The 22,207-nt window shown below is 55.2% G+C and carries 20 protein-coding genes; 18 read left to right on the forward strand and 2 right to left on the reverse strand.

Annotated features, from left to right (window positions below):
* Window positions 1-160 precede the first annotated feature (160 nt).
* Complete coding sequence (locus MSKU9_RS04095) at window positions 161-418, forward strand: DUF2274 domain-containing protein (RefSeq protein ID WP_141260067.1); 258 nt, start codon at window positions 161-163, stop codon at window positions 416-418.
* On the opposite strand, the gene MSKU9_RS04100 is transcribed toward MSKU9_RS04095, so the two are convergent.
* Window positions 336-1,286, reverse strand: a complete 951-nt coding sequence (locus tag MSKU9_RS04100; RefSeq protein WP_162515722.1) for a LysR family transcriptional regulator — start codon at window positions 1,284-1,286, stop codon at window positions 336-338. The two genes, MSKU9_RS04095 and MSKU9_RS04100, sit on opposite strands and share 83 nt — an antisense overlap.
* Before the next feature lie 102 nt (window positions 1,287-1,388).
* Between MSKU9_RS04100 and MSKU9_RS04105 the strand changes: the two genes are divergently transcribed.
* The 14 genes from MSKU9_RS04105 (at window position 1,389) to MSKU9_RS04170 (ending at window position 16,995) form a co-directional block, all read left to right on the forward strand.
* Window positions 1,389-1,931, forward strand: a complete 543-nt coding sequence (locus MSKU9_RS04105; protein WP_052279945.1) for an RNA polymerase sigma factor — start codon at window positions 1,389-1,391, stop codon at window positions 1,929-1,931.
* A gap of 83 nt (window positions 1,932-2,014) precedes the next feature.
* A complete protein-coding gene (locus tag MSKU9_RS04110; RefSeq protein WP_141260069.1) occupies window positions 2,015-2,971 on the forward strand; it encodes a FecR family protein in 957 nt (318 codons plus the stop codon).
* A gap of 196 nt (window positions 2,972-3,167) precedes the next feature.
* A complete protein-coding gene (locus MSKU9_RS04115) occupies window positions 3,168-5,738 on the forward strand; it encodes a TonB-dependent siderophore receptor (RefSeq protein ID WP_141260070.1) in 2,571 nt (856 codons plus the stop codon).
* Window positions 5,739-6,193: 455 nt separating this feature from the next.
* The gene (locus MSKU9_RS04120) at window positions 6,194-7,441 is read left to right on the forward strand and encodes a PepSY-associated TM helix domain-containing protein (protein ID WP_141260071.1); all 1,248 of its coding nucleotides are present in this window, start codon (window positions 6,194-6,196) and stop codon (window positions 7,439-7,441) included.
* The gene (locus tag MSKU9_RS04125) at window positions 7,438-7,692 is read left to right on the forward strand and encodes a hypothetical protein (RefSeq protein WP_141260072.1); all 255 of its coding nucleotides are present in this window, start codon (window positions 7,438-7,440) and stop codon (window positions 7,690-7,692) included. Before MSKU9_RS04120 ends, MSKU9_RS04125 begins: the two co-directional genes overlap by 4 nt.
* Entirely contained in the window at window positions 7,689-8,429 is a 741-nt protein-coding gene (gene exbB, locus MSKU9_RS04130; protein ID WP_141260073.1) for a tonB-system energizer ExbB, read from the forward strand. The genes MSKU9_RS04125 and exbB overlap by 4 nt, the downstream gene beginning before the upstream one ends.
* A gap of 6 nt (window positions 8,430-8,435) precedes the next feature.
* Entirely contained in the window at window positions 8,436-8,951 is a 516-nt protein-coding gene (gene exbD, locus MSKU9_RS04135; RefSeq protein WP_141260074.1) for a TonB system transport protein ExbD, read from the forward strand.
* Entirely contained in the window at window positions 8,948-9,820 is an 873-nt protein-coding gene (locus MSKU9_RS04140; protein WP_141260075.1) for an energy transducer TonB family protein, read from the forward strand. The genes exbD and MSKU9_RS04140 overlap by 4 nt, the downstream gene beginning before the upstream one ends.
* Window positions 9,821-9,876: 56 nt before the next feature.
* Window positions 9,877-10,398, forward strand: coding sequence for a Fur family transcriptional regulator (locus tag MSKU9_RS04145; RefSeq protein WP_141260076.1), 522 nt, complete (start codon window positions 9,877-9,879; stop codon window positions 10,396-10,398).
* Between the two features lie 93 nt (window positions 10,399-10,491).
* Window positions 10,492-13,752, forward strand: coding sequence for an efflux RND transporter permease subunit (locus MSKU9_RS04150; protein WP_141260077.1), 3,261 nt, complete (start codon window positions 10,492-10,494; stop codon window positions 13,750-13,752).
* Window positions 13,753-13,876: 124 nt separating this feature from the next.
* Window positions 13,877-14,476: a PadR family transcriptional regulator gene (locus MSKU9_RS04155; protein ID WP_193557630.1), complete on the forward strand. Its 600-nt coding sequence runs from the start codon at window positions 13,877-13,879 to the stop codon at window positions 14,474-14,476.
* A 305-nt stretch (window positions 14,477-14,781) separates the two neighbouring features.
* Window positions 14,782-15,150, forward strand: a complete 369-nt coding sequence (locus MSKU9_RS17885) for a hypothetical protein (RefSeq protein WP_154670669.1) — start codon at window positions 14,782-14,784, stop codon at window positions 15,148-15,150.
* 677 nt (window positions 15,151-15,827) lie between these two features.
* Window positions 15,828-16,292, forward strand: coding sequence for a hypothetical protein (locus MSKU9_RS04165; protein WP_141260078.1), 465 nt, complete (start codon window positions 15,828-15,830; stop codon window positions 16,290-16,292).
* A 496-nt stretch (window positions 16,293-16,788) separates the two neighbouring features.
* Entirely contained in the window at window positions 16,789-16,995 is a 207-nt protein-coding gene (locus MSKU9_RS04170; RefSeq protein WP_048883615.1) for a helix-turn-helix transcriptional regulator, read from the forward strand.
* Here the strand turns inward: MSKU9_RS04170 and MSKU9_RS04175 are convergent.
* Window positions 16,984-18,213: a tyrosine-type recombinase/integrase gene (locus tag MSKU9_RS04175; RefSeq protein ID WP_141260079.1), complete on the reverse strand. Its 1,230-nt coding sequence runs from the start codon at window positions 18,211-18,213 to the stop codon at window positions 16,984-16,986. The genes MSKU9_RS04170 and MSKU9_RS04175 overlap by 12 nt on opposite strands.
* 327 nt (window positions 18,214-18,540) lie before the next feature.
* Between MSKU9_RS04175 and MSKU9_RS04180 the strand changes: the two genes are divergently transcribed.
* From MSKU9_RS04180 to MSKU9_RS04190, 3 genes are all read left to right on the forward strand, one after another.
* Window positions 18,541-19,665: a tyrosine-type recombinase/integrase gene (locus MSKU9_RS04180; RefSeq protein WP_141260080.1), complete on the forward strand. Its 1,125-nt coding sequence runs from the start codon at window positions 18,541-18,543 to the stop codon at window positions 19,663-19,665.
* 43 nt (window positions 19,666-19,708) lie between these two features.
* Window positions 19,709-20,365, forward strand: a complete 657-nt coding sequence (locus MSKU9_RS04185) for a hypothetical protein (RefSeq protein WP_141260081.1) — start codon at window positions 19,709-19,711, stop codon at window positions 20,363-20,365.
* A gap of 203 nt (window positions 20,366-20,568) precedes the next feature.
* Window positions 20,569-21,939 (forward strand): replication endonuclease, encoded by a 1,371-nt coding sequence (locus tag MSKU9_RS04190; protein ID WP_141260082.1) that lies wholly within the window; start codon window positions 20,569-20,571, stop codon window positions 21,937-21,939.
* The last annotated feature ends 268 nt before the right edge of the window (window positions 21,940-22,207 follow it).

The following is a 22,207-nucleotide window of genomic DNA, read 5'->3' on the forward strand; positions in this document are numbered from 1 at the left end:
CCGAACGCGCCTTCCATGCAGATCAGAGCAGACTTGATATCGCAGCCTGAGCGCTGAACAAATCGCTCTCCGGTAAAACCGGGGCAGTTCACCCCGGTCTGCCCATGCGTGTCATGGTCAAGACTGACCTTGTGCTCAGACCCTATGGGGAGACAGAAGGATGACGAAGCTCAGGCTGGCGACGATCGAGGACGAAAAACCCGTACGGCTGACGGTGGACCTGCCCGCAGCCCTGTTTCGGGATCTGGTGGCTTATGCCGAAATCATGGCCCGCCAGGACAATCTGGCCGAGCCTTATCAGCCTGCACGACTGGTTGCTCCCATGCTGGCCCGGTTCATGCAGGCGGATCGGGGTTTCCGGCGTCTGCGGAACGGCCAGACGAGGGAGGGAGGCCGGTCCGGGACACCGTCTGCATGAACCGGACAAACCGGCCCAGCAGGGCATCCTCGGCGTCCGCGCGCCAGGCCAGGTGCATCTCGAATTCAGCCTGAATGTCTGCAATATTGCGGAAAGCGAGCCCCGGTGGCTGCAGGTCGCGAATGGCGGTGCTGCACAGGGCAAGTCCTGCGCCAGAGCGTACCTGTGACAGTAGGGTAAGCATGCCACCACGATGCATCGCAATATGCGCCTGTGGTCCGAGTAGCCCAAGCTGGAAACGGGCACAGCGGTCATCCTGCGTCGTGACCGGCACCAGCAGGCGTTCCGCTCTCAGATCCATCAGAAGCACCGTCTGGCGCTTCGTAAGGTGATGGCGCTCGGGCATGACGGCGACAATATTTTCACGGTACAATGCGAAGGAGGCGAGGCCGGCACTGAGTGCATCCGGGTGGAGGATCGCAGCATCGATACCCCGGTTCAGCAGCAGGGCCGTCATGCTTTCCTCCAGCGGTGCATATAACCCGATCCGTGTCCGGGGATGGGCTTCATTCCATAGCCGCAGCCACGTCTCGACCATCGGGTGCAGCGGCGGGCAGGCCAGACCAAGGCGGATTTCGCCTTCGAGGCTGTCTACGGTGCCGCTTCCGAGAGCAAGGAGATGATGGGCTTCGGCAATCATGCGGCGCGCATGTTGCAGGACGCGACGTCCCGGAGCGGTAATCATCGTGCCATTCACGCCGCGTTCGAACAGGGTCATCCCGAGCAGGTTTTCGATCCGGGTGAGGCGGCGGCTCAGCGCCGCGACGGAGGTGCCCAGTTCGGTCGCCGCCCGGCCAAGGCTGCGCGTCATGTCGAGCACCTGCAGGATGTGCAGGTCGCGTATGCTCAACGAATGGAGGCGTTCCATCGCGAAATCGTCCTGTCCATTAACCTCTATAGGGTAGAGACGCCTGACGACCGTCATTTCAGTAACGCAAAGAGATGTATTATTTGCGAATGGTTCTTAGTTGTGTTAGGGGAAAGTCTGTATCATGGCAATCAGGCGACCCGCAGGGTGGACAGAATACGAATCAGCCGGCTGTTTTCGAGCCATCAACGTGAACTGGCCGACTATGTCGGCAGGCAACTGAATGACCGCGACCTGGCCGCTGACTTCGTGCAGGAAACCTTTGTCCGGTTCATGGAACATGGCGACGCCCTTCCGGCTGAAGCCTGCCGTGCCTTTCTTTACAGCACGGTGCGTAATCTGGTGATCGACCATGTCCGGTCACTGCGCCGCCGTAAGACGTCCAGTGTTCCTGTCGAGGATCTCGCCCATATTGCCGATGATCGCCCCCGCGCGGAGGATGTGGCAGCCGCAAGGGAGAAAATCAGACAGATCGCGGCCCTTCTCGATGAACTGCCCCAGCTGACGCGGCGCATCTTTGTGCTCAATCGGGTAACGGGGCTGAGTTACCGCACCGTTGCCACCCGGCTGGACGTGTCGGAAAGCACGGTGCAGAAGCATCTTGCTACGGCCCTGCGTCATCTTCTGTTACGCCTGCCGCGCTGATCCGTATGTTTTTCTTTTACTGGTTTCGTGATGTCCGGACGTCTTATCTGTAGCCGCCCCGTGGCAGTCAGCAAGCAGGGCCAATGACAGATAGTACTGACGATCAGCAGGACAGGATTGATACGGAAGCTGCAGAGTGGGTCATCCGTCTGGGCGGCGGGAAACTGAATCCTGAAGAAAAGCAGGCTTTCGCTACGTGGCGATCGGCATCGCCCCTTCATGAAGCCGCGTTCCAGCGTGCGTCCAGCCTGTGGTCGGATCTGGATGTTGGTAGCCGGGAAAAGAAGGCCCGTCATCGTCGGACCGCGACGCATGTCACGACCGCTGGTATCGCGGGCCTGTTTGTCCTCGGGCTTGGCATTGGCACAGGCTGGGTTGAACCGGGCCGCTGGCTGGCTGATTACACGACACCTGTTGGCGAAATCCATACCGTCCATCTTGCCGATGGCAGCACCGCCGTCATGGACAGCCATACGGCCCTGAGTGTTCGCTATACTGCCAGTGAACGCCGGATCGTGCTGATCGATGGCGACGCCTGGTTCAGGGTCGCACCATTGGGCGCTACGGAGCATCGGCCTTTTGTCATCGAAGCGGTTCGTGGCACTTCGACCGCTCTTGGCACCCAGTTTATGGTCGAACGTGATCCTGATGGGGTGCGCACGACCGTGACCGAGCATAGCGTCAGGGTCGTAACGCGGCCCCCTGATGGCCTGACACATTCGGTCGTCGTCGCGGAGGGGCAGAGCGTCCGATATGGCCGTGATGGTTCACTGGACACGCCGCAGGCCGCTCCCATTGCCGCAATAACGGCCTGGCGCAGTGGACAGCTTGTATTCGACAATGAGCCGCTCTCGGAGGTGATCGCACGTCTGAACCGCTATCGGCAGGCGCGCATCATGCTGATGGGCGCGCGTCTCAGGGATCGCCGGGTGAGTGGCGTTTTCTCCTGTTCCGATATTGACGGTGCGGTGTCCTCGATCACCCGGCAGCTTGCCCTGCGATCGGTATCGGTCGCCGGTCTTGCGACGATCATTTATTGAGGGTCGGTTATCCTCACTGTTCGCCCGCGCAGAAATGCGCCGTCTAATGCATTGATCCAGAAGAAAAAATAAAAAAAGTCGTTTGGATTTCGCAGAATTCCTTACTGAGTTCTGAAGCCTCAGGCGTCTTACTCATTGACGCAAATGCAATGCATTCTCGTTTTGGGAGTGCCGTGGCGATGGATGAAATGAGGCGATGATGGAACGTGGGGATGCACCGCGCAGGACAAAAAATCGGACCAGATGTGGAGTATTGATTCGTCAGCTAATGGCGGGGAGCGCCTTGACCTGGTGCGCCGTTGAGCTTTGTCCATCTCCTGCCATGGCGCAGGGGACGGTGGTTCCGGCGGCAGCGCAGACCCTATCAGTGAATATCCCGGCCGGCGAACTCAACCACGCGCTGCTGACACTCAGTCAGACCGCTCATCTCCAGATTTTCTATGATATGGATAAAGTGAAGGGGCTGCATGCCAACGCCGTTTCGGGAACGATGACTGCAGATCAGGCTCTGTCTCGTATGTTGTCTGGCAGTGGCTACAGTTTTTCGAGAACTGGCAATAAAATCTCGCTCGTTAAGGCCTCAGCCAATATCACGCTTGGTCCGGTGCGCGTCGGTGGAACTGTTGCACATCAGGATCCGACAGGTCCGGGTATTGGATATGTTGCCACAACGACGATGGCCGGCACCAAAACAGACACTCCGATCACAGAAATACCGAACTCGATATACGTTGTTACGAAGCAGCTAATGCAAGATCAGCAACCGCAAAATGTGGTTGAGGCGCTCCGCTACACACCCGGGGTATATTCAGAAAGTTTAGGAAATTACTCTAATGGAAGTGGATTGGATGGAACCAACAGTGGAATAAAACAGAGAGGATTCAGCACAACATCGTTTATCGATGGTTTGGCTCTAAATAGTGGAAGCTCTGGAGAAACAGCTTTTATCGACCGGATCGAAGCGGTGAATGGCCCAGCGTCTGTCATGTATGGACAGACTAACCCCGGGGGGATGATTGGTATCACTCTCAAAAAACCCACGGATGTACCTTTACATCAGGTCTCCCTTGGTTTTGGCAGTTGGGGGCGTTATGAAGCAACAGCCGATGTTAGTGATAAAATCACAAAAAGTGGCAATATACGCTATCGTGTGGCAGCAATTGGCGTAACCTCCGGAACGCAGGTTGACCACATTGACTACCATCGTGTGGGAGTTCTGCCATCAATTACGTGGGATATTGATCCTAAGACTTCACTGACTTTACTCGGCATGTATATGTACACACCAGGAAATGGTACGAATTATTTACAGTACCCTACCTGTGGGACATTAATTCAAGATGCAAACTGTCGCCGCATTCCACGAAACACGTTTACTGGCTATAAGAGTTGGAATGAAGAAGGCTCAAAGGAAGCGATGTTTGAATATATGTTTAAACACGACTTCAATAAGTATATTTCCTTTTCACAAACTTTCCGATACGAAAACTCTTATAGTGAACAAAATGACGTTTATAGTCGAATTGGCATCACCAACTCCGAAGTTGGTGTTCGTCCATGGTCCATTAATTCACGATCAACAACGATAGGGCTAGATTCACGTCTTTATGGAAAATTTTCTACCGGCCCTTTGAAGCACACATGGATTGTTGGTTCTGACTTTAGGCAATTAGAATATATGCAAAATGCATTTTACGATTATACACAAACTTATACCCAAAATTTATATAATCCAACAACGAATACCCCTGTATGTGTAAATATTCATTCGGCCGCGTGTGAAGTCTATGGAAGCACGGGACCCTATAATTATTTTCAGGAGGGAGTTTATTTTCAGGATCAAATTAAGTGGAAAGGCTTGTCTGTTCTTCTTGGAGGACGTGAGGACTGGGTCAACTATAACAGCAACAGATATTCTGTTAATAACGACAATGCAGCTCACGCTATAACAAAATCCAGCCTTGGGGACGCACCTGAACCGCAACATGCGTTCACGTGGAGAGCTGGCTTGATATATAATACTAAATTTGGTTTGGCTCCTTATTTCAGTTATTCGACATCTTTTGTCCCTCAAGCTGGATCGACAGATTATCTAGGAAAACCGTTTTCACCATTAACGGGGAAGCAGATGGAGGCTGGACTAAAATATAAGGTACCAAATAATAATATTATTCTTACAGCATCTGCTTTTCGTATTGATGAAGATCACTATCTCATAAGTGATTTAGAGCATTCTGGATTTAGCTCGGACGTTGGGAAAGTGCGGTCTCAGGGGTTTGAAGTCTCTGCAAATGCAAATGTTACTAAAGATCTGCGGCTTGTCGCATCCTATACTTATACTGATATTCGTTTCGCGAAGACAAATCAGACAGCACAACGAGTAGACGTTTATGGAAATTCTTACGGTAATGCTGTTTCTGAAACAGGAAAGGTCGTACCGCAAATGCCTCGCAACATGTTTTCCGTCTTTGCTGACTACACCGTTCCTACCAGTTTTGCCAAAGGTCTTGGTATCAATTGGGGTATGAGATACGTAGGCTCTACTTATGTGGATAATGTGGAATCTTTTAAAACACCATCATACATACTATTCGATATTGGCGCTCACTACGATTTGGGACAGGCAATCCCAGCACTTAAGGGGCTTAAAGCACAGCTTGCGGTATCCAACTTAACAAACAAATACTATGTTACGAGTTGCGATGGATCGTTTTGTTATACTGGCCAAGGTCGCCGCCTTTATGGAAACTTGACGTATAACTGGTGAAATTTCCCCACCCCGAACTACGGCATCTTTTCCCTATTTGTTTCAGCACCTTGCCCCTCGTCTCCATGCCAAAGTCGAGGGGCAGCTTCACTGCAATTTCCGTGGGGCAACTCCCTGCAAGAAACGTGGGTTGCCCCCGGCAATATCCGTGGGGCGACCTATGTCAAACTCATGGGATGGTCTTGTGCAAGTTACGTGGGCTGTCACGGGAAAGCTATTCTCCTGCCAGTTCAGATGCGCATAAGTGGCATGTCGATTTTTTGAGTTTTTGTTACTGAAAATTCCTTCCCTGATCGTCTTAGTAAATAAGGGCACGCCTTCTGGCGGAAGAGCAGGACGCTGTGTCCTGCCGTTGCTGACAGAAAGCGGGTTTTCCAGGAAGGAGGTCATGTGGGCGTTTATCGTTTCATCAACTGCGACTTATTCTTACACGCATTTGTGAGCGTGCGGTTTTCATGACCACCCGAACACTCCGCCGCTGGTTCGTGGTCCATAAATGGACGAGCCTGGTCTGCACGCTGTTCCTGCTGATCGTGTGCGTGACCGGTCTGCCGCTGCTGTTCTCCGAGCAGATCTGGGACACGTTCGTCGGCGACGATGACCCGCCGTATGAAGTTCTCCCGCCCGATACGCCCAATGCCAATCTGGACGTCATCGTGGAAAAGGCGCGGGCACTCTATCCCGGCCAGATCGTCACCAATGTTGATCCTGACGATGATGAACCCGCCGTGCTGGTTTCGATGGCCCCAAGCTGGCAGGCCCTGAAGGATGACGACAAATACCCTGACCGGAATTCCAGCCACTGGATCAAGTTCGACGCCCGCACGACCAAGATGCTGGAACAGTCGCGACCCGAGACAGAACTCAAGCCGCCCGGCACATGGACCGGCCTGATCATGGGCATTTGCCGCCGCCTGCACGTCAGTCTGTTCGCGTATCTGCCCGGTCGCCTGTTTCTTGGTCTTATGGGCGGGGTGTTTGTGGCTTCGCTGGTGTCCGGCACGGTTCTGTATGGCCGGTTCATGAAACGGCTGCCGTTCGGCTCGGTCCGGCGTGACCGGGCCGCGCGCCTGACATGGCTGGACCTGCATAACCTGCTGGGGGCCGCCACACTGGTCTGGGCGACAGTGGTGGGCTTTACCGGACTGGTCAACGAACTCCAGACACCGCTGTTCGGCCTGTGGCGTGTGACGGACGTGCGCCAGATCCTGAAACCTTACGCCAACCTGCCGGTGCCGTCGCAGGACCATCTGTCGTCCGTGCAGGCCGCGTTCGACACGGCAGCCAGGGCAGCCCCCGGTAATGAGGTGACGGGCCTGTCCTTCCCTGGTGCCTCCTTCGGCAGCCCGGTGCATTACGTGCTCTGGACCCGAGGCGCGACCCCACTGCGCGCCCGGCTGTTCACCCCGGTGCTGGTCGATGCCCGCACGGGCGAGCTGACCGGAGCCTATCCGATGCCGTGGTATCTGCGCTTCCTCGAAATCTCCCGCCCGCTGCATTTCGGTGATTATGGCGGCATGCCGCTGCGCATCCTGTGGGCGCTGCTGGATGTGGTGGTGATCGGCGTGCTGGTCAGCGGTCTGGTGCTGTGGGCGGGCAAACGCAAGATGGCGACCGATGCCCGTCTGCGCGCGCTGGGATATGATCTGGATGATGCGGACGATGCAGCTGTTCCTGTCCTGACGGCGGAGGCGGTACGATGAACGCCGTCTCTCCCGAAATCCCCGTGCCATCCCGGCCTGTTTTGGAATCACGTCCGTCCGTGGCCGTCTGGCCGTGGCCGATCGCGCTAGGCGCGCTCACCGCCTTTGGCCTGCTGTCCGCCCTGCTGGGCCAGCACGGTATCTGGCTGGCTCTGTCCTGGGCTGCCCTGTCCATTCCCCTCATCGTCACGGTTGCCTGCCTGCTCCGGGCCTGGCGCCGTACGTCGTCTGTCAAAGGAGGTCAGTCATGACCCCGATCTCGTTCTCCCCCTGGGACATGTTTCTCAATGCCGGTCCCGTGGTCCGCTGCGTCATGATCCTGCTGGCCGCAGCTTCGCTGCTGACCTGGACCATCTTCGTCGCCAAGTCTGTCGAGCTGCTGCGCGTGCGCCTCAAGCTCCAGAAAGCCGAAAAGTCGCTGGAAGACGCCAATACGCTGGACCTTGGCGAGGAATGGACGCGCGGGAACTCGTCGATCGCCCACACGCTGGTCATGGCGGCCGAGACGGAACGCAAACGCTCTGCCGATATTCCCGATGACGGCGAGGGGCTGAAGGAACGCATCGTCCTGCATCTCGAACGGCTTGAGGCCGCCGAAGGCCGCAGGCTCCTGCGCGGCACCGGCGTGCTGGCGACCATTGGCGCGACATCGCCCTTCATCGGCCTGTTCGGCACGGTCTGGGGCATCATGACCTCGTTTACCGGCATCGCGGCGAGCAAGGCCACCAGCCTCGCTGTGGTGGCTCCCGGTATCGCCGAGGCCCTGCTGGCGACAGCCCTTGGTCTGGTAGCCGCCATCCCGGCCGTGGTGATCTACAACCACCTTGCCCGCCAGACAGCGTCCTGCCGCGCGCAGGTGGCGGACCTCACCGCGCTGGTGATGCGGCTGGTGTCACGTGATCTCGGTCGCATGCAGGCACTGACCGCCAGTGGACAGGTAGTGCGGCTAGGCGCATCGCGTGACGCCCGCACAGTCGCCGGGGAGTGATCCGTCATGATCCGCATGCGCCACACCGATGAAAGCCCGCACGAGGCGAGCGAGATCAACGTCACGCCGTTCATCGACGTGATGCTGGTGCTGCTGGTGATTTTCATGGTTACCGCCCCGCTGACCACGGTGAACGTGCCGGTGGACCTGCCGTCCTCGACCGAAAAGCCTACGCCACGTCCGGATGATCCCGTGTTTCTCACCGTCAAGGCCGATCATGGTCTGGCGCTGGGGGAAGATGATATCACGATGGACGGTCTGGCTGGGGCCCTGGAAACCGCGACGAAAGGCAACAAAGACGAACGCATCTTCCTCCGCGCCGACAAGACAGTCGATTACGGCACGCTGATGGGCGTGATGGATAAGCTGCGCACCGCCGGATACCTCAAGGTCGCGCTGGTCAACCTGCAGGGACAGGAAGAAGGCAGCGAAGCCGGGACGACGCCGGTTCCAGCGGGTGGTGGCGCGTCTTCTGCAACACCGACTGCTCCCGCTGCGGCTGCGTCCGGAGCGACACCGTGAGTGGCACGGCTGACGTGACGCAGGGGCAGGATGGCGCTGTGGAAAGCCCGGCCTTCTCCTTCGCCGACTGGCAGAGGGGGCAGGCCCGTCTCGCCCGGCGTGAAGACGTGCTGCGCTGGGGCCTGTCCTTCCTTGCCGTGCTGGCGGTCAGTGGCGGGGCGGTGTGGTGGATCATGCGCCTGCCGCCGCCAGTCATGGCCGTGCCCGAACCGCCGCCTGCCGCGATCGCCATCGACATGGCCCCGGAACCGGTCTCGACGCCGACCCCACCGACAGACGCACCGATCGGACCCAAACAGACCCAGTCCATCCCCGATCCGGCACCGGTCGAGCCGCCGAAAATCACCGCGCCGCCATCGCCCGCGCCCAATCCGCCGGTCCCGGTGCCAAAGCCCGAGAAACCGCGCAAGATCGTCAAAAAGAGCAAGCCGGTCCCGCAACTGAAAAAGCCCATCCCGGACAAGACGCCACCGGCCGAGGCCACGACCGCACCGCCGTCTTCAGAAGCGCCGCCCGCTCCAACCCAGGCAGCCCCGGCACCGGGTGCCTCGTCGTCAAAGGCGTCGCACGACCCGGTTACATGGCAGGGCGCGCTGCTGGCGCAGCTTGAAAAGTTCAAGCGCTACCCATCCGACGCCATGGCCGACCATCAGGAAGGCGTGCCCACCGTGACCTTCTCCATGGACCGCAAGGGCCATGTGCTTTCGGTCACACTCGCCAGCTCTTCCGGCCATCCGCTGCTGGATCAGGAAGCCATCGCCCTGCCCAGACGCGCCCAGCCCCTGCCCATTCCGCCGGACAGTGTCGCGGGAGATCCCATTACCCTGACGGTCCCCGTCGAATTCTACATCCATGCCGGTGGGAACTGAGGTTTTTTCCGTTCTGGCTCCCATTCCCTTTCTCTGATCGTGACAGGATCAAACCCATGCTCGCCTTCTCCGAACATCGCCGTTCTCCGCCTGCCCTGAACCAGATCCGCCCCGGCATGGGCGCCAGCCGCAGCGCCGTGCGCAGGCTGGAAGAACGGAGCGAGGAGGTGGGCATCAAGATGACCGATCTGCGGCGCATCCTGTTTCACGGTCTTCTGGAAGCCGGACCACGCGCGACGGCAGTGGAAATCTGGAAAACGCTGTGCCGGATCATGGAGCATGGGCACGCCCCGTCGCAGGGTTCGATCCAGCGTAACCTGAACCTGCTCGTCGCCCGCGACATCCTGCGCCGCGACGTCTCGCCCGACCGGCTGTGGCATTACAGCATCGCCCCCGAACGCAGGGGCAGGCTGGCCGTCACCTTTGTCGAGGCAGGCACGGGGCGGAAGATTCCCTGCCGGATGCCGGAAGTCGCCGCCCTCCTGCGCAGGGCCGCCGCCGAGCACGGACTGGCCGTGCAGGCCGCCGCCATCACCGTAACACCGGTCCCGGCCGCAGGCGACGCGGACATCCGCTGAACGCTGACGCATTTTTTTCATCCGGCCGCTGAAAAAACATGGCGGCCGATCGTCTTATAGAATGAGCCCTCCCGCAGGGACGGGACATCTTCCTTGACATTCATCGCCTGGTTCGTCCGTCGCCCGGTGGCGACCCTCCTGCTGCTGCTCTCCGCCGTGCTGTCGGGACTGATGGCGCTGCCCCATCTGCCGGTCTCCGACCTGCCCGATGTGGACCTGCCGGTGATCTCGGTCTCGGCGTCCAACGCAGGCGGCTCACCCGAGGTCATGGCCCGCACGGTGGCCGCCCCGCTGGAACGGCATCTGGGCAATATCGCAGGCGTCACGCAGATGCAGTCCACTTCCACGCGGGGGGAGACCTCCATCTCGCTGGGGTTTGAACTGGGCCGTGATCTCAATGGTGCCGCGCGTGACGTGGAAGCCGCCATAAGGGCAGCCCGGCGGGATTTGCCGACCACACCGGGATCAGACCCGCAATATCACCGCGCCAATCCCAATGCGACGCCGGTGCTGATCCTGGCGGTCACGCCGGGCATGCAGTCCATGGCAAAGCTGTATGATCTGGTGAACACCACCCTGCGGCCCATGCTGCTGCAGGTGCAGGGCGTGGGGGACGTTACCCTTATGGGGAGTTCGGCACCGGCCGTGCGGGTGGAAATGAACCCACTGCTGTTCTTCAAATACGGCATGGGGTTCGAGAACCTGCGCGCCGCCCTGGCTTCGGCCAATGCGCATACGCCAAAGGGCGTGATCGACATGGGCGGCCGACGCTGGCAGCTTGCCGTCAACGATCAGGCCGAACATGCCGCTGCATATCGGGATATGGTCATCGCCTACAAGAACGGACGCCCGGTCCGGCTGCGGGATGTGGCCACCGTGACCGACAGTATGCAGGACGTGAACGCCGCCGCCTTCTTTGACGGAAAGCCGGCGCTGACGCTGATGGTGCGCGCCCAGCCGGGGGCCAATCTGGTGGGCATTGTCGATGCCGTGAAGGCCCGTCTGCCGCAACTGCGGACACTGATGCCGCCGGGGGCTGATATTGCCGTGGCGCGGGATGGTTCGGCGGTGATCCGGTCCTCGCTGCACCATACGCTGGTCACGCTTCTGGCCGCCTGCGTGCTGGCGCTGGTCGTGGTCTGGGTGTTCCTGCGGTCATGGACGGCATCCATTGCAGCAGCGATCATCGTGCCATGCTGTCTGATCGCCAGTCTTGGACCGATGCATCTGGCGGGCTTCGGGCTCGACAATCTTTCGCTCATGGCGCTGACGGTGGTCACGGGGCTGGTAGTGGATGACGCCATTGTGGTGATCGAGAACATCATCCGCATGCGCGAGCGGGGGCTATCGGTCGATGAAGCCGCCATTGCCGGGGCCAGCGAGGTGGCGTTCACGCTGCTCTCCATCACCGTCTCGGTGCTGGCGGTGTTCCTGCCCATCGGGCTGGCCTCGGGCCTAACGGGACGGCTGTTCCGGGAGTTTGCCGGGACGGTGGGGATCGCTGTCACGGTGTCGCTGGTCCTGTCCTGTGTGGTCACACCGTGTCTGACGGCGCTGTGCATGCGCTTTGCCGAAAACAGAACCGCCGTGCATCCAGAAGTGGATGCGGCAGATTTTCTGGATCATGAAAAACACAGCGGCAGCCTGTATCGTCGCACGTTGGAAATCTGCCTGAGCCATCCCGGCAAAGCCGTGTTGCTGCTGCCGCTGACCCTGCTGGTGGGCGTAGTCCTGTTCACCCGTATGCCCAAGGTCGTGTTCCCGCGTCAGGATATCGGCATCGTCTCGGGCGGGTCGCGTGGCAGCGGCAGTTCTCTTGCCCAGACCAGGGCGCGGCTGGAGCGGTTCAGCAGGGTGCTGCTGGAAGACCCGGCCGTCAGCCATGTCATCGCCTATCTCGACACCGGCGAAGGCTCCAGCCACGGCATGGTGTTCGCCTCGCTGCGCGACCTGTCCACCGGGCGGGCCTCGGGAACGGAAGTGGCGGCCCGTGTGGTGGCCCGGATGGGAAAAGACATTCACGCCGAATATCACGCGCAGGCGCCCGGCAACATCATGATGCGGGTCGGCTCGAACAGCAGCGGAGTGAGTTACATCCTGCGCAGCGAGGATGACCGGCTGCTGGGGCCGGCGACACGGAAACTGGCGAAAGCCCTGCGCCACCACCCGGAGTTCACGGATGTGGACCCGGATGTCGATCCACCGGGACAGGGCATTACGCTGGCGATCGACCGCGATACCGCTGCCCGTGTCGGGGTCACGCCGCAGGTCATCGGCAACACCCTGTCCGATGCGCTGGGCCAGACCACGGCCTCGGTCGTCTACACGACACACGGGCAGTACAACGTGGTGCTGACCGTGCAACACCGCTTCCAGAGTGATCCGGAAATCCTCAAGCAGTTCTGGATCAGCCCCTCGGGAGGCTCTGCCTCGGGCAGTTCGGCGTCCAACACCATCCGGGTGGTGACATTGGCTGTGGCCAGTACCACGGCGTCAACCGGTGCGACGGCGTTTCGGAACCAGATCGCCAACTCGCTGGCGGGCGGGGCGAATGCTTCGACCGGATCAGCCGTGGCGACGGGAGCGGAGACGCTGGTGCCACTGTCCGTCGTGGCCCGGATCACCCCCAGCCTCGACCCGGTGGCGGTCACCCATATCGGTTACGCCAGTTCCGCCTCGCTGGCGCTGGAACTGGCTCCCGGCGTCAGCCTGTCACAGGCGCAGGCGATCATCGATCAGGAATGGCGGAACCTGCATCTGCCGGAGACCATCAACGGGGAACTGCAGAGTGATGAGGGGGACGTCGGCAAAAGCACGCATGACAGCGAGATCCTGATTATCGGTGCAGTGCTGGCCGTCTATCTGACATTGGGGATGCTCTATGAAAGCGTGTGGCATCCGCTCACCATTCTCTCCACCATTCCCTCGGCCGGGATCGGCGCGGTCATCGCGCTGGACCTGTTCGGGCTGCCATTCTCGGGCATGGCGGTGATCGCCATGCTGCTGCTCACCGGCATCTCGCTCAAGAACGCGATCCTGCTGGTGGATTTCGCCATCCATGCCGAGCGTGAGCGCGGCATGACGCCACGGGACGCCATCCGCGAGGCCTGTCTGCTACGGCTACGCCCCATCGTCATGACGACCTTCGCCGCCGCTCTTGGCGCGTTGCCGCTGGTGCTGATGGCCGGCTACGGCGTGGAGCTGCGCCAGCCATTGGGCATTGCGCTGGTCGGCGGGCTACTGGTCAGCCAGGCACAGACCATGTTCACTACGCCCGCGCTCTATCTGCTTGTCGCGCGATGCGCCTCTTTATTCAGGAAAACGGGAGCGCCACGAGATTTTTCGCTCATGTGATGAGGGTAGGGAACTGACGGATGGACTGCCTGTGGCACCTGAAATGGCGGAGCCATCCGGGAAACTGAAAAATATATTCCGATATATCTTTAAGTAAGATATATCGGGAGTTATATCGGTAATCATGAAGCACAGAAACAGACACGCAGGCGGTCGTAACCGCCAGACTTTCTCCCCCGAAGGCATGGCCGGTGGGGGGGAGCCCCGCCGCCATCATGGTCGCGGAGGACATCATGGTGGTGGCCGCCGGGGCGGGCGTCACCGGCTGTTCGATTATGGCGAGATGCGGCTTCTGGTCCTCTCCCTGATCGCGGAGAAGCCGACCTACGGCTACGAACTGATCCGTATGATCGAGGAAAAGTTCGGTGGCAGCTACGCCCCCAGCCCCGGCGTGATTTACCCCACGCTGACCTGGCTGGATGAAGCGGGTTACGCCCGGATTGTCGAAGCTGATGGCCGCAAGAACTACCACATTACGCCGGAAGGCGAGGCGTTCCTGAACGCCAGTCGCGCGGCCCTTGATGAAATCCTGTCCCGCGCCGCGACAGGTGCGGCAGAGGGCAGGGGCGGCAGGAAGAATGTTCCGATGCCGGTCATGCGGGGCATGGAAAACCTGCGCACGGCGCTGCGCCTGCGGCTGCGTAACGGTGGCCTTGATACGGATGCCGAGGAAAAGATCGCCGCCCTGCTGGATGACGCCGCCCGGGCGATCGGGCAGGTCTGAAACCCGGATTTCCCTGCCCGGTAGCCAGGGCAGGCCGCCCGGTCAGGGAATGACCCCATAATCCCGCCATGTATGGATCTGTTTTTTACGGAATATCATGGTGTGGTGTGCGCGTGCCTGAATAAAGGGCACTCGCGTTCCGGAATATTCATGTGATTGTCCGGAACATTCACCGGAGTAATTCCGCCCCGGACAGGATCATGATTTCTGTCCCGGATACTACCGATACTGTCTATTACATCATTCGACCTTATATTCCCGCTCATGCGACATGACGGATCAGGGGTCGAATTAAAGGATTTATCATGAAGCGTTCAATTCTGTTTGCCCTCGCTCTTGGCATCTCCCTTCCGCTGGCAGCGCAGGCCCAGTCCCCTGACCAGAACCAGGGCAGCGGGCAGGGCGAGCATCGTGGCCACGGCGGTCATGGCCATCACGGTGGCAAGCATGGCGGCCATGGCAGGACCAGTGGTCACAATGGCCAGGGCGGTGAAAACCGGAACGGCGGCCCCGGCGAAAACGGGGATCGCGGTGGCGAGGACCGTGGCGACCAGAACAACGGCCCCGGGGATCGTGGCGACGACACCCAGAACGGCAGTTGGGGCAAGCACGGCGGCGGTCGCAGTGGTGATCACAATGGCGGCTGGAACCAGAACAGCAACAGTTCCAACTGATTCCGTCCCTCCAGCGGAAGGCTCGGCATATTGCCGGGCCTTTTTGTTTCGGAAGATATTCCCTGTAACTATGACGATAAGCCGCTCCAGGTATAACGCGTCCCTCTGATCGCGATGATCGTTTCCGGGAGCAATGTATGAACGTCTCAGTGGCCCATGAATGGTTACGTCACCTGTTCCCATGTCAGGTCGGAGAACATAAGCAAAGCAACACATTTCTAATGTATATGTCTGGTTTGGATAAAGCTGACTTCTTTCCATGCGAACGGGAATACCATCCAACCGGCATGTTCCTTGCAGCCATTCCCAACGCTCTGAATACACCCGGGGCAGTTCAACCTGATAGAAAGCGTGCAGACCGGCAGAAACGGTGCATGCAACCTGCCGACTGCCATTTCCATTGCACGCAAAGCTATCGGGGAAGAACGTCATGTTCAGGCTGCAGGTCAGAGATAATCCAGATATTTCCATGCCGTCAGAACCGCTACCCACGGCGCCACCGCCTACGTCCATTCCGGACCTGATCCGGCTGATCCTTCCACAGATAACCCGATGGATCCCTTTGCGCCTGACGAGAAAGACAGGGAGACGGTTGAATACTGGCAAGCTGCAGATTTACATTTCGTGACGGGAACACGGCCGGACAGCAGGTTAAGATTCGGCTCCCAACATGTGAGATGCCACTGCTGTCCATGCCCGACCTTACTACAGGACGTGCCATCACGTTCTTTCTGCCTGTCCTCCTGGTGACCCTGTCAGGCTGTCACCAGGCGCCGGACCATACGGATAAATGCTGGCGTGCCCCACCGCCACGCAACGGCAGCCTTCATGGCAGCATATCCACCGGCTTTGGCGTCGGTAGCGGGCGCGGCGTGATGGGTGGGTTCCCCATGGGCGGCATGACAGGTGCAAACGGAATGCCCGGCCCGGTGCCAACGGGTATGGGACCCGGCATGGATGAGGGTGGTCCCTTCACGGAAGAGCAGACCAGCAAGCAAGGCCTGCCGAAAGACTGCACACCGCCGGACTTTCCCAGGCACGCACAAAGTTCATCCCGTCAGACAGCCGCACCATCAACCCTGCCTGCGGTCCAGCAGGTACCCGATACGGTAGACGTATCCGGCATCCGCATCGGTCCGTGAACCGATCCTTCTGTAATGCCCGGGATAAAACACCCCCATTTTCTGAATGGAAATGATCAGTTTTCATGTCATGAATGTAGTAAAGTTACAGAATAGAGACAGAGGGCTGCGCGAGAGTTCATGGCGGGATGAGAAGGGGGAGAGAGGCACGCCTGTACCCGTCAGGGAGTTCGTCATGACAATCCGGGAACCCGGATCGGGACACCATTTTTCAGACCGGTACCGGACAGGCTTCCGGGAAGGGGCTGTAGTCTGCGCAGACTGCCGCCTGCAAGTCTTTCTATCCGGTTTCCCTATGGCCTGCCTGATCGGTTGCAGCCGCACGACTTCCTGCCGTCTTAATCAGTTCCGTTCCGTAACCGCTACAGAGGCAGTCGGAAACACTTCTGGACGACCCGGAAACCGCCCGGCACCACCTCTCATACCAGGAGATCATGCAGATATCAGGAACAGCAAAAATATTGATCTGAACAGACAGGACATGGAGGACCTGAACATGGACGCAACGGAATATCGGCCTGACAGCAGACTTCTACGTCTGCGCGAAGTTACTGAAAGAACCGGACTGAGCCGGGCGACCATTTACCGGCATATCAGTAAAGGAACTTTCCCCAGACCACGCAAACTGTCCAGCGGCACGATCCGCTGGCATTCCGGCATTATCGAAGACTGGATCAATACCGCCGGAACATCAGACACCTGACCGGCGTCTGGTCGCAATCAGTTCCTCAAGGCTGGCCTGGCCGTCACTGACCAGGTCAGCCCAGACCTGTGCAAGTTCACGCCGCCGGTCCAGATAGATCGCCCGATTGTATGCTCCCTCTACTTTATCCTTGAGCGAATGGGCCAGCATCACATCGATGACCTGCCGGTCACTTCTGAAACGCTCATTCATGATGGTCGAAAACGATGCCCGAAAGCCGTGCGGCACGTGACAGTGATGAAAACCCGCACGGTTAAGCAGATAACCCAGTGCATTTTCACTCATGACCTGTCTGGGCCGGCGCGTATTGGGAAACAGATGCGGCCAACGACCGCTGAATGGCCGGAGCGCCTCAAGGGTCGCAACAGCCTGACGGGAAAGCGGCACCAGATGATCACGCTTCATCTTCATCCGCTCCGCCGGAATACTCCATAGGGGCGTTGATCCGTCGAGCCCCTCAAAGTCAGCCCACTGTGCAAACCGTAATTCGCCTGGCCTGACAGCCGTCAGATAGAGCAGTCGCAATGCCAGAAGGGTCACAGGATGCGCCTCTTCGGCCTCTGTCCTGTGAATGAGCCTGCGTACGCCGTCCAGATCCGTAATGGCAGGCTGCCGACCTCGTATGACGGGACGAAGCGCAGGGGCCACAACGGCAGCAGGGTCCGAAGAACCGCAACCGGACGCGATTGCATGCACGAAAACATCACTCATGCGCTGACGGATGCGATGGGCCGTCTCGATTGCCCCGCGGTCCTCGATCTGCCTCAGCACGGCAAGGACGAGGGGAGGGGTGATATCGCTGACAGGAAAATGACCGAGTTTGGGAAAAATATCCCGCTCCAGACTGCGGATCACGTCAAACGCATGACGCGTGGCCCACAGGACCTTGCGCTGTTCGTACCATTCGCGTGCGACAGCTTCAAAAGTCGTTGCCGTGTTCACACGCGCGGCAAGACGCACGATCTTCGCCTGCACCGAAGGGTCACGGCCTTCACGAAGAATACGCCGGGCTTCCTCCCGCTCGGCACGCGCTTCAGCCAGCGAGACAGCAGGATAATGTCCGAGCGTGAGCAGTTTCTCCCGCTTTTCGAATTTGTAGCGGAGCCGCCAGATCTTCTTTCCCGCCGGGGTAATATGCACGAACAGTCCGCCCGTGTCTGCCAGCCGCCAGGCCCTGTCGGCCGGCCTGGCCGAGCGGATTTTTGCGTCGGTAAGCATCGCAATCTCCATACCCGCTGTGCCTGTTTCCCATACCCGCTCCATACCCGCTTTCTGGCGGGACAGAATGAGACAAAACAGGAACTTCCGAGATGAAGAATGCGCCAGAACTGGCTAAAAACCAAGCTTTTTGACGCTATTTCATATTGTCTGAGAAGGAGAATTGGCGGAGGGGATGGGATTCGAACCCACGGTACACCTTGACAGTGTACAACGGTTTAGCAATTCCCCCTAAAGCACGGTTTTCCTGTATTCCTTGATTTGTTGTTATCGTTGTTGTTAGAATGTTAATTATAGGTCCAACAACAAGCCAAAAAGGAGACTTCAATGAAACAGATTCAGAAACGCGGGAAAGCAGGAGCCTGGAAATATACGGGGACGGTTCGCTTAAACGGTCATTCGGTCAGCCTAACTTTTCCTATCAGGTCACAGGCTAAAGAATGGTGTGACCGAGTGGAACGAGCCATTAAAGACGAGTTCGCAACAGGTAAGCCATTCGATAAATACGATTTCATCCCACGTAAGCCCGAAAAACCAAAACCCCTGAAGGTGCAACGAGAGGAAGAAAAATTAAGGAATAAAACACCGTCAACAGACTGGACATTATTCCGAGCAATTCAGGAATATAAAGAAACCGAACTGGAGAACCTGAAAGGCTTCAAACAAGCCCTATTAAGATTAAACTCATGGCAAAAATCGGAATTTGCACACCTTAAACTTAATGAAATAACGCCCCACATGCTTGCCCAGTGGATAAAAGAACGGTCACGGACAAAATCACCGTCAACCGTTAGAAATGACATTTATCGCATAAGCGCAATCTATGAACTTGCAGGGAAACCATTAACAAAACACGGCTGGGGCCTTGATATTTCAAACCCTGTTAAAGAGGTCGCACTTCCAACAGTTCACGGAAATAGACAAAGACGCCTTAATAAATATGAGGAGGAGGTTTTGATGCTTGCTATTTCCGAGGGCATGTATGCCGACCAGATGACCCCGTTCGTCATCTTCGCAATCGAAACAGGCATGAGGAAAAGCGAGATTTTGAGCATCACAAAGGACGAAATCAGCAGAACTAAAAGGGGCTGGTCAGTCACCAAAAAAGATACAAAAAACGGACACAGACGCACCATATACCTATCGTCACGAGCCGTTGAGGCAATCCAACCATTATATGATGCCATCAAAGATAAGCCCGACAACACGCCACTTTTTTCAATTTCTTCCCATACCGTTGAAAACTGGTTTGTCAGAGCACGAGACAAGGCAGGACTGAAAGACCTACGCCTTCACGATTTGCGCCACGAGGCTGTTAGCCGATTAGCTGATAAGGGTCTAAGTGTCGGCGCTATCGCCAGCCAGAGCGGACACAAAAGCATGCAAACCCTGTTGAGATATATCAACGCATCCGAAAAAGACATAAGGAAAAAATTAGAACAAGAAATATAAACACACATATGTCTTATATTGTGGATACCAAAAGGATTAAGTCATGAAATCTTACACCGAAGAAGATTTAAAAAAAGAATATCCCAAACTGTATTCGTTAATGACCTATACAGCTAATACGCAAGAAACGTTAATAATATCATCACTTTTTAGCATCATGCTGGAACGATTTAAAAAATATATTATCACAACAGTAGACCATTTTTTTTGTTCCGATTTCGAACAACGTAATGGAAAATTGACCCTATTGAGAGGCGATGATTTTAAAGAGTTAATAAAAAAATATGGAAAAATAAATAATGGAAAACATAACTGTAAGGACTTCCGAGCCTGCACTTATTTTTTCCTTGAATTAGGATATTTAGATAAAGAAGAAGTTGACACCGTTAATCGATACTATGATGAAAAAAATAATATATCGCATGAACTATATGAAATAATAACAGACGATAAAATAACGGGTGTATATATAGACGATATTTTGTATTTATATAATGTATATGTAAAAATTCAACGGCACTGGTTAAGAGACGTAGAGGCAACCACAGGCGCAATAGACATTAAAGATTATGACAATTATGACTTTGACAGCGCCCATACGTTTGAGACGATATTTTTATGGCGCATAATAGAAAATGCTTTAAAAGACCATCCAGTATGGAAATTATTAAAAGAGGCCATGAGTTCAAATAATGAATAAGTTTTAAATATATATAATAGAAAACAAAGGCGGGAATATATCTCGTCTTTTTTTATGCTTGTTACATTTTTCTTGGTTTTTTCTTTTCTATCTGTTTCAATAATAGAAAAGGCACCATCCTAAGATGATGCCCTTATATTTAAACCCGTGTTTTCCCGAAATCTTTGGACGGACGAAAGGAGCACAACAGGAGACCTTTAATTATGATAGTAAGCAATGAAACCGAAAACATCAAGAAAAAAATAAATAATAATGATAAAAAATTATCTTATATACCAAAATCAATGTGGCAGTTTGCCAAAGAAGAAAATACCACCATCCAGACACCAATAAAAAAGCCATCACATAAGCCTATGAGCATGTGGCAAATGGCTGAACAGGAAACGGTAAACGCATCACCAGCAGAAAAAATAAAACGTAATATCAAAGCACTAAAGGAAAAAAGGAACGGCAAACCATTCCCCCGTAATGATATCCAGTTAGACAAATTTACGGTAAAAAAAGTTATCCATGACGAACCAGAACAGATAACCGAACCATGTGAAATAATCGACGTTCCTGATGACGAACCTGTTGCCGATTTCTATGAGTTCGGCAATCACAAAAACCAGCGTTATCAACATCATCCATTATATATGATGGATGGCAATGACTGGAAAAAATACACGAGAACACTAAGAAACAAAGCCATATCACAGGGCATTATAGACTTCGCAAACATATATGGTTTTCAAAGTATCTTTTTCACCATTACATGCGACAAAAATAAAAAATCCATAGGAATGTCAAAGGTTGAGATTTCACAGAAGTTTCAAAACATACAAAAAAACCTGAAAAAACAGGGGATTGTTTCCTTCGGTATGAAATCAATAGAAACACATAAATCAGGATTATATCACAGTCATATAATCTTATTTGTTCCCTGTAAGGATATTAAAAAATCCTTGGATATCATAAAGATATATGTAAACCAGATTACAAATATTGACGGGAGAAATATCCAAAAAATATATAAGCATACCGAGATGAATGTAATCCGATACATTACCAAATATCATATAAATAATGATGATAAAAATAAATCATCTTCCATAACTTTACATTCTGATTTTTCATTTTTCGGATTACCAAAAGGTATTATTTCCGATTATGAGAAAATCTATAAAGCAGACGATAGCAACGAAATAAAAAATCATCTTATCAACAAGAGACATAAAAAGGTTTTGGAACTTTTAGGATGTTTCAAAAATATCAAAAAATCATTATCAGGTAACTATCAAAATAGACTTAAGGAAGTTGTCAAATTAATGAAAAATAGAAATTATTTATATTGTTGTCAATTCTTAAAAACCCAAGGAAACTGTAAGGCGGGCAACAAATGGATATATATAAATAAATATGTATCGGGTTACTTTGAGGTGAAAAATAGAGGTCCACCTATTCCGACGATTTACACTTTTTCACCATTTTGTCAACAATATAGGAGAACCAATATTATGCTATCAATTAAAAACACACATTACAAAACATATTATGGTTTCATATCAGGAATACCGCCACCTTATATGGCGTAAAATGTGCGCTTTCTTAGCGGGTCAACGGGTATGCAATACCCTTGCCATGGTGGAGCGGGTTCATCCCGTTCCATGCCTGGCTTTCAAAAAACCACAGGGAACGATAACAGCAACATGGACGGAGAGGGCATTTTAAGCGTCATACAGGGCTATCAGGATAAAACAGGGTTATGGCACCAAACAAAGACTTAAAGCCATTCCAGCATCCTTAAAAAACGGTTTTTCGATTTCCTTGATGGTTTGCATAATCAGGTGACAATAATGGAGC

This window comes from Komagataeibacter diospyri, from assembly GCF_006538165.1.
GTDB classification, from domain to species: Bacteria; Pseudomonadota; Alphaproteobacteria; order Acetobacterales; family Acetobacteraceae; genus Komagataeibacter; species Komagataeibacter diospyri.